2 protein-coding genes are annotated in these 1117 nt (G+C 62.0%); both read right to left on the bottom strand.

The annotated features are described in order from the left end of the window. Window positions 1-307: 307 nt before the first annotated feature. Window positions 308-790, bottom strand: coding sequence for a GAF domain-containing protein (locus tag NW853_RS08415; RefSeq protein ID WP_414348788.1), 483 nt, complete (start codon window positions 788-790; stop codon window positions 308-310). Between the two features lie 3 nt (window positions 791-793). Continuing rightward, the coding region (locus NW853_RS08410; RefSeq protein WP_414348787.1) for a peptidylprolyl isomerase at window positions 794-1117 on the bottom strand (324 nt) is incomplete at its 5' end.

The following is a 1117-nucleotide window of genomic DNA, read 5'->3' as shown; positions in this document are numbered from 1 at the left end:
CCATAAGCCGCTTGCTCGCTTGGGGGAGAAGGGGGACGCAAGGAGGTGAGGGCGACACGGCGCACCTGCCCGTTCATGCCCGCGCGGGGAGAATTGCCCCTGCCGCAGGGATTCCGTGTTGGGGCGCCGATTGTCTTCGTTTTCGGAAAGTATGCCCCAGCGATTGGTAAGTGTCTTTGCGTTGGTTTTTCGACAGCTCCCCCCTCCTAACCTCCCCCGTAGACGGGGGAGGAGCCGCGTCTCCCTCCCCGCCTGCGGGGAGGGTTGGGGTGGGGGCAATGTTTAAATCTCTACGCACAGGTACTTATCACAAGCCCTGTACCAGCACGAGCCGAGCAATCCGCTCGCCAATCACTTCCAGCAGCGCCTCGTCCGATTCGTCGAACGCGCCGACCTCTGTGCCGTCCACATCGATTTGCCCCAGAATCTTGCCCGTGTCGGGATGGCGAATCAGCACCACAATCTCCGAGCGCGTCTCCAAGTTGCAGGCGAGGTAGTTCTCCAGTTCACGCACATCCTCGATGATCTGGTTCATGTTCTCGGCAACAGCCGTTCCGCATACGCCGCGCCCGACGGGGATGCGCACATGCTCCGTCGGCGGTCCGACATAGGGTCCCAGCACGAGTTCGTTCCCCTTGAGCCAGTAGATGCCCACCCAGTGGAAGTGGGGCAGACGGTCGTGTAGGTGCTGCATGAGGCGTTGGAGGCGTTCCGCCACAGGCGGCTCGGACGCCTCCAGAATCGCCTCCGCTTCGAGGATCACTTCGGTTGCGAGCGTGTCGTCGATCATGGGCTACGGCTTCTCGTCGGGTTTGGGCGCGTCTTTCGGTTTGGGCGCCCACTTCTCCAGCACGACGGCTTTCTGAATCGTGTCGCCGACGCGCACCAAGTCGATAATCTCGACGCCCTCTACGACCTTGCCGAAGATGACATAGTTGCCGTCCAGTTGGGGCAGGTCTTCGAGGCAGATGTAGAACTGGCTGCTGGCGCTGTCAGGGTTTTGGGCGCGCGCCATGCCGATTGCGCCGCGCTTGTGTTTGAGGTTGTTCGTCTCGAACTTGATGGTCTTGCCCGAGCCGCCCGTGCCCAGTTCGGGGTGTCCCATCGGCAGCGTCTT

The sequence above is a fragment of the Synechococcus sp. H55.11 genome (genome assembly GCF_047462475.1).
Classification (GTDB): domain Bacteria; phylum Cyanobacteriota; class Cyanobacteriia; order Thermostichales; family Thermostichaceae; genus Thermostichus.
The sequence above is the reverse complement of the archived record's forward strand: the minus strand, read 5'-3'. Positions and strand labels throughout refer to the sequence as shown.